This window comes from Corynebacterium sp. HMSC064H12, from assembly GCF_001809925.1.
Classification (GTDB): Bacteria; Actinomycetota; Actinomycetes; order Mycobacteriales; family Mycobacteriaceae; genus Corynebacterium; species Corynebacterium jeikeium_D.
Window position 1 is genome coordinate 70,943 of record NZ_KV799337.1, and the last position, 6,852, is coordinate 77,794.

Sequence of the window (6,852 nt, forward strand, 5' to 3'; positions counted from 1 at the left end):
CATGGCTTTAGGCATCGTTTTAAAGCTTTAAAGCACAAAAAAAGGGGGCCCGAAAGCCCCTTTTTTCTGCTTCAACCTAGATTGCCCCTCGGCGGGTTGCCCGAGCAACCGACCCTGGTGAAACCTAGCTAAAACCTCTAGTGCTTCTTGCCGCGATTGGCGGCACGGCGCGCACGACGGTTCATGCCGGCCTGTGGGTTAGCGCCCTTCGGCATTGGACCCTTGGGCATGTTCGCGCGCGCATCGCGAATACGGTCCATCGACTGGATGCGCTCATTCAGAGCGTTGGCCTGATCCTTATTCAGGTTGCGCGGCAAACGCATGAGTTCGCGCTGCAGCTTCTTCGGCGGGACCTGGCCCTCGTCGCTACCAGCAATCATGTCGTAAATCGGCGCTTCGCCCGCAATGCGTGCCAGCGACTTCTTCTCACGAGCAATCATCTGCTTGACGCGGTTCGGATCACCTTCACCGACCAGCACAACACCGGCGTTACCAATAACACGGTGAACAGCATCCATGTGCTGATTAGCGACAACACCGGTCTTGACGTGCCAGACATAGCCAACGCCCTGACGCATATTGTCCAGCGTCCACGCCGCAGCGCCGGCCTGGCCTTCCGCCTCTGTGTAGAAGGACGCCTCAAGACGCTTAGAGAAGATGTACATCGCGACCATAAAGCCGATCGAGATACCAATAATCGTCAGAACCCAGGGCCAGACTCCACCAATGAGCAGACCAAGCAGTAACAGCAGGATAATTGGACCGAAGAAGCCCAGCGCCATGTAAGGCACGAGCTTGTTGTCCCGCGAGCGCTGCAGCTTAAACGCCTGCCACATCTGGCTACGAGTCTGCTTACGCTGAGCGCGCTTGGCGGCGCGGTTCGCCTTCTTCATTTCTTTCGCATCATTGGTCGCCATAATCACCAACTTTAGGGCATGCGATGTAGTTTTAGGCAATAGACCGCGCCGTAGCGCCGTTTCGCTTTACGACGGCGCTGCGGCCGTCGGCCTCTCGGAAGCCGGAATAGTCGAAGTGACTGGCGTATCCTCCGATGCGCCATAGCGGTCGAGCAGAGTCGAGGCTTCCTGAAGCGCGAGGTTGTTGTCGTTGTCGTCGGCAAGCGCGGACAGATGCGCAGGCAGTTCCTGACCGCGGTGCGCCAGTGCACGGGCGTAGAGTCGGCCAGCGCGGTAGGAAGAGCGGACCAGCGGGCCGGACATGACGCCGGCAAAGCCCATCTCTTCAGCGGTCTTGGAGAGTTTGACGAACTCCTCCGGCTTAACCCAACGTTCAATTGGATGGTGCAGTGGAGTGGGGCGGAGGTACTGAGTGATCGTCAGAATATCGCAGCCGGCATCGTGCAAATCCTGCATAGCGGAGATGATCTCGTCGTAGGATTCGCCCATGCCCAGGATGAGGTTGGACTTGGTAACTAGCCCAGCTTCGCGAGCGCGAGTGATGAGTTCCAAGGAACGCTCGTAGCGGAATGCGGGGCGGATGCGCTTGAAGATGCGCGGCACCGTTTCCAAGTTGTGGGCGAAAACCTCGGGCTTGGCGTCGAATACCTGCTGTGCTGCAGATTCGTCGCCACGGAAGTCATCGACAAGGAGCTCGACTCCGGTATTCGGGTTGAGTTCGTGGATCTGGCGGCAGGTCTCAGCGTAGAGCCAGGATGCACCGTCGGGCAGATCGTCGCGGGCGACACCGGTGATAGTGGCGTAACGAAGACCCATCTCGCGGACGGATTCCGCAACACGACGCGGCTCATCCTTATCCAATGGGTCGGGCTTGGCTGAGTTAATCTGGCAGAAGTCGCAGCGGCGGGTGCACTTATCGCCGCCGATGAGGAAGGTGGCCTCGCGGTCTTCCCAACATTCGTGAATGTTCGGGCAGCCAGCCTCCTGACAGACCGTGTGCAAAGAGGCACCCGAGACACGGTTTTTCATGTCCTTGTAGCTGGGGCCCGGACGAACCTGGTTGCGAATCCACCGGGGCTTGTTCTCGATAGGGGTCTCGGCATTTCGTGCCTCGACGCGCAGTAACTTACGTCCTTCTGGCTTAACAGTCACAGTTTCATCCTACTCTTTTGTTGATGAGTACTCGAATATGCCGGTGGTGGAGTTGTGCTTCACCCGGTGTGGCAGGTCCTTCGTGGGGTCGGGCGCGGAGCCGAAGGAATGGTCGGCAACGGTCAAACGGCCTTCCAAAGCATCTTGCAAATCTGCCAGAAGCGACTCTGTCATCTCTGACACGCTAACATCTCGGTCAAGCTCCCGGGATAGGGTGGTCACTCCAGCGTCGGAGATGCCACACGGGATGATGTAGTTGTAGAACTCCATAGAGTTGTCGCAGTTCAGACTGAGTCCGTGCATGGTTACACCATGGGTCACGCGGATTCCCAGTGCCGCAATCTTTCGGTCGCTCAGTCCGTTTGATGCGGGAACCCATACCCCCGAGCGGCCATCGATGCGGCCAGCAGCCGCGATGCCGGCTCGGCGAACGGTTTGAATGAGGGCTTCTTCCAGTCTGCGGACGTAGTCCACCACATCGACCGGCTGAGCGAGCTTGATGATGGGATACATCACAAGCTGGCCCGGGCCGTGCCAGGTGATGCGGCCACCGCGGTCGACATCGACGACCGGCAACCCATTGGTAGGACGGTCCTCCGGCTGGGTGCGCTTTCCTGCTGTGTAAAGACTCGGGTGCTCAAGCACGAGAACCTGATCTGGAATTAGGTCTTTCGCACGCTTGGCAGCAAGGTCTGCCTGTAGGTGCCAGGTCTCTTCGTAGTCGACAAGGCCGAGATGTTGAATCTCGATGTCGGAGCTTGATTCCCGAATGGATTTATCTGCGCGAGTAAAAGGTTTTCTTGGGGCAGTCATGGTGGCCTATAGGATACGCCGAAATTCTGTAGGCCTCAGATTACTTGTTACTTGGATAGCGCCAAACTTACTTGGATAGCGCCAGACGTAAAAATACCCCGGTGGTCACTAGAAAGTGACCGCCGGGGTAAAAGTGGCGTGCTTTTGTGGGCTTAGCCGAAGACGACGCGGAGGATGGAAACGGTGATTGCCGAGATACCTGCAGCGGCCGGAAGGGTAATAACCCAGGCCAAACCAATCGGCTTCATCAGGTTCCAGTTAGCGGCACGGTTAACGATACCGACACCGAGAACGGCACCAATCAGAATGTGGGTGGAGGAAACCGGCAGACCCAGCAGGGAAGCAATCATAACGACCACAGCAGCGGAAAGCTCTGCGGCAAAACCCGATGCTGGGTGAATCTCAGTCAGGCCGGATCCGACGGTCTTGATAACGAAGCGGCCGATAAACCACAGACCGGAGATGAGAGCGACACCCATGGTGGTCATGACTGCCAGCGGGACGCCGGACTCGGAAGAGATCTCGTTGGTACGGAGAACATCCAGAATTGCCACGAACGGGCCAAGCGCGTTAGCGATGTCGTTCGAGCCGTGGGAGAAAGCGAACGCAGCAGCGGTGAAGACCTGCATCCAGCTGAACAGCAGGAAGGTGGAACGATCCAAATCCTGACGCTTCAAAGTACGCGCGAAGATGTAAACGGCAAGCCACACTGCGGTGGCGATCATGCCCATAATCAGGAAGTTGTCCAGGCTGGAAAGCCCTAGGTGAAGGTTCTTCAGACCCTTGAACAGCATCATCGCGGAGATGACAATAGAGCCCAGGGCTGCTAGACCCGGAACCCAAGCTTCCAGCGCACGGTGAGCGCGGACATCATCAACCTTGGATTCGATGTGGACGAGCTTGCGGAAGTACTCAGACTCCAGGTCATCCGGAGTCCAGTCGTTGTCACGCATCGTCGTAGCGTCGCGAAGCATCGCGTTGGTGTACGAGATCTGATCGTGCTCAGGGAGCTTTTCGAAGTCGTCGCGGTGCTGCGCCTTGAGGTCCGCCTTTTCCTGGTGGATGGCCTGCAGCTGCTTGGAAGCCTTGTCGTTGTAGACGAGAATCGAGTTCTTAATGCCGCCGAACAGGAGGAACGCGACCAAACCGCCGAGGAGCGGAGAGAGGACCCAGGAAACGGCGATCTGACCAATCTGATCCCACTGGACCATGCTCCAGCCACCCTTGCCGGTGATGAAACCGACCGTCAGTGCGGCACCGACGATACCGCCGACGATGGAGTGGGTAGTGGAGACTGGCCAACCCATGCGGGTGGCAACGAGGAGCCACACTGCCGCGCCGAGAAGCGCGGACATCATGATGAAGGCGAACTCCATCGGGTCCAAACCGTGGATTGCGTTCAGGTCCACAATGCCGGAACGGACGGTGTCAGTAACCTCGCCACCAGCGAGGACGGCGCCCGAAACCTCAAAGACTGAAGCGACAACAAGCGCCTGCTTCATGCTCAGGGTGCCGGCACCGACTGAAGTACCGAAGGAGTTAGCAACGTCGTTACCGCCGATGTTGAACGCCATGAAGACGGCGAACGCGATGGTAATCAGAAGGATTGCCGTATTTGCCTGCGGGCCCACAAAGTCATAAGCCCAGAAGACAAAAATTACGATGTTGATTGCGAGAAGCCCGCCGAAGAAGAGGTGCCACCACTTATCTGAGGAGCTCGATTGCTCAGATGATGTGGTCCCGGTCGACGAACTAGTATTCGCTGGAGCCGAGGACATGCTCCACCTTTCTAAGTTACGTACAGAGAGCAAAAATAGGCACGCCAAAGAAGCCTGCTGTCTAATGATTTCTTAGATTGGTAAAGGCTAATTGCTAACTAGGTGACGGCGAGGTTAACAAATAATGAATTTAATTATCGCTATCTTCAGCTCTCGTCGGTGTAGCTGAAAGCGATAGCCGGAACTGTGTGCGGGGGTGTGTGGTGTTCTCGCATTTCGGCAGGACAAAAAGTATGCGCATTTGCTACTTGCAGCTTTGCTTTCGGTTCGACCCTCCCGCTGTCTGCTAATGGCTTAACGGCGCAATAACAGCACGTTAATTCTTTGTGCCGATGGAGCCTTTGCTAGCTATGTGTGGCTACGTGAAATCTGAGCACTAGCCAAGAATAGGGGGCCTGCGCATTTGAAGGAATCGCTGATTAGGTTCAACTGCGGGACGAATGCGGCAAAAGAAATACCCGCGTCAGCCGCAAAGTGCGACTAACGCGGGCAGGGAAGAGGCAGAACCTCCTGCTAGCAAGCCAGCTAGATTCCCGCGGCGCTACTACCCCAGGAGGGGAGCAAGCTGCTTAGAGCTGCAGATCCGATTCGAAGTTAGCAACCTCGAGGCGGTCAACAACGGTCGTCATGAAGCGACCTGCATCAGCGCCGTCGATCAGGCGGTGATCGTAGGTAATTGGCAGGAAGACCATGGCGCGAATACCAATGGCATCTGCCTCATTCTCGGTGACGACTACTGCGCGCTTCTTAATCGCGCCGGTGCCGACCATTGCGGCCTGCGGCGGAACCAGAATCGGAGTGTCGGTCAGAGCGCCCTCGGAGCCGATGTTGGTAATGGTGAAGGTGCCGCCGGACAGGTCGTTCGGGGTCAGCTTGTTGTTGCGAGCGCGGTCTGCGATGTCCGCAATAGCAGCAGCCAGCTCCGGCAGGGACATATCCTGAGCGTTGTGGATGACCGGGGAGAGCAAACCACGCTCGGTATCGACAGCGATACCCAGGTTGACCTGCTCGTGGTAGGTAATCTCCTTGGTCTCTTCGTTCCAGGAAGCGTTGACGTTCGGGTGGCTGACCAGAGCCTCAACGATTGCCTTTGCAAAGAATGGCAGGAAGGTCAGCTTTGCGCCGTGCTTCTTCTCGAACTCAGCCTTCTTAGTAGCGCGCAAATCCCAGATGGCAGTCATATCGGCCTCGTGGACCTGGGTCAGCTGTGCGGAAGTCTGCAGAGACTCGAGGGTCTTGGCAGCGGTGATCTCGCGGATGCGGTTGACACGCTGGGTGGTGCCGCGCAGCTCAGCGAGCTCAGGGCGAACGCCCTTGGTGGACCAGTTGGAGCCGGACTCAGCAGTAGTCTCCTGGCCGCCCTCGGCAGCGCGCAGAACATCCTGCTTACGAATGCGGCCGCCGATTCCAGAGCCCTCGACCTTAGTCAGGTCAACGCCGTGCTTGTCAGCCAGCTTGCGGACCAGCGGGGTGACGTAAGGAACGTCCTTGTTAGCGGAAGGCTTGGATTCAGCCTTCGGAGCCTCAGCCTTCGGAGTCTCCTTCTTCGGCTCTTCCTTCTTTGGCTCCGGCTTGGACTCTGCCTTTGGAGCTTCCTTCTTTGGCTCCGGCTTGGATTCAGCCTTTGGAGCTTCCTTCTTCGGTGCAGCCTTCTTTGGCTGGCCACTGCCAACGCGAGCGATGACCTCGCCGACGTCAACGGTGTCGTCTTCGTCGTAGAGGACCTCGAGCAGGGTGCCTGCGACTGGGGAAGGAATTTCGGTGTCGACCTTGTCGGTGGAAACCTCGAGCAACGGTTCGTCGACCTCGACGGTGTCGCCGACCTTCTTCAGCCAAGTGGTAATCGTGCCTTCGGTGACGGATTCGCCGAGCTCCGGCATCTCAACGTCAGTAGCGTCGCCAGCGTCAACGTCAGTGGAGTCTTCCTCAGTCTCCTCGTTGGCCTTTACTGGCTCCTCGTCCTTCTCGACTGCGGCAGATGCCTCCTCGGCCTCTTCCTTGGCGGCCGGAGCAGTGTCTGCATCGCCAACGCGAGCGATGACCTCGCCGACGTCAACGGTGTCGTCTTCGTCGTAGAGGACCTCGAGCAGGGTGCCTGCGACTGGGGAAGGAATTTCGGTGTCGACCTTGTCGGTGGAAACCTCGAGCAACGGTTCGTCGACCTCGACGGTGTCGCCGACCTTCTTCAGCCA

At 57.7% G+C, this 6,852-nt stretch carries 5 protein-coding genes; all 5 read right to left on the reverse strand.

Going from position 1 to position 6,852, the window contains the following annotated elements:
* Positions 1 to 137 precede the first annotated feature (137 nt).
* Complete coding sequence (locus tag HMPREF2681_RS04725) at positions 138 to 917, reverse strand: DUF4191 domain-containing protein (RefSeq protein WP_005511046.1); 780 nt, start codon at positions 915 to 917, stop codon at positions 138 to 140.
* Between the two features lie 66 nt (positions 918 to 983).
* Positions 984 to 2,069, reverse strand: a complete 1,086-nt coding sequence (gene lipA, locus HMPREF2681_RS04730; RefSeq protein WP_070546245.1) for a lipoyl synthase — start codon at positions 2,067 to 2,069, stop codon at positions 984 to 986.
* Between the two features lie 9 nt (positions 2,070 to 2,078).
* Positions 2,079 to 2,882: a lipoyl(octanoyl) transferase LipB gene (lipB, locus tag HMPREF2681_RS04735; RefSeq protein WP_048732570.1), complete on the reverse strand. Its 804-nt coding sequence runs from the start codon at positions 2,880 to 2,882 to the stop codon at positions 2,079 to 2,081.
* Between the two features lie 152 nt (positions 2,883 to 3,034).
* Positions 3,035 to 4,660 (reverse strand): inorganic phosphate transporter, encoded by a 1,626-nt coding sequence (locus HMPREF2681_RS04740; RefSeq protein WP_016423042.1) that lies wholly within the window; start codon positions 4,658 to 4,660, stop codon positions 3,035 to 3,037.
* Between the two features lie 569 nt (positions 4,661 to 5,229).
* The coding region (gene sucB, locus HMPREF2681_RS04745; protein ID WP_070546246.1) for a 2-oxoglutarate dehydrogenase, E2 component, dihydrolipoamide succinyltransferase at positions 5,230 to 6,852 on the reverse strand (1,623 nt) is incomplete at its 5' end.

Coding starts and splice junctions, on each gene's coding strand:
- HMPREF2681_RS04740 (WP_016423042.1), bottom strand. CDS start 4,660: ATGTCCTCGGCTCCAGCGAATACTAGTTCGTCGACCGGGACCACATCA.
- lipB (WP_048732570.1), bottom strand. CDS start 2,882: ATGACTGCCCCAAGAAAACCTTTTACTCGCGCAGATAAATCCATTCGG.
- HMPREF2681_RS04725 (WP_005511046.1), bottom strand. CDS start 917: ATGGCGACCAATGATGCGAAAGAAATGAAGAAGGCGAACCGCGCCGCC.